A 454-nucleotide genomic window follows, 5' to 3' on the forward strand; every position below is an offset into this window, starting at 1 on the left:
GGCGAGAAGCGCTCGCTCGACGTCGACGGCGACGACTGACCCGGCCGGCCTCGCCCGCGCACGGCTCGCCGCCGGACCCGGGGAGAGACTCCGTGGATACCGGTATCGCGACCCCGTGATCCCCAAACGCTGATAGGAACCGACGCGAATGAGCGGCTATGAGCGAGGGGAGCGGCCGATCCGTCGACCCCAACGAGGCGTTCAGTCTGGTCGCCAGCGAGACGCGCTTCGCCGTCCTGCGAGCGCTGTGGGACCTGACGACCGGGACCGGCGAGCGGTCGGCCTCGTTCGCCGACCTCCGCGAGGCCTCCGGGATCAGCGATTCGGGGCAGTTCAACTACCACCTCGACCAGCTCACCCCGCAGTTCGTCCGCAAGGCCGACGGCGAGTACCAGCTGACGGCCGCGGGTCGGCGGGTCGTGGGCGCGGCGTTCTCGGGGGCGTTGACCGACAT

General features: G+C 70.9%; 1 pseudogene. It reads left to right on the forward strand.

The features are described from left to right. Positions 1-158: 158 nt before the first annotated feature. A pseudogene (locus EXE44_RS18170) lies at positions 159-454 on the forward strand (helix-turn-helix transcriptional regulator); the annotation flags it as partial.

The sequence above is a fragment of the Halorubrum sp. SS7 genome (assembly GCF_005435055.1).
GTDB classification, from domain to species: domain Archaea; phylum Halobacteriota; class Halobacteria; order Halobacteriales; family Haloferacaceae; genus Halorubrum; species Halorubrum salinarum.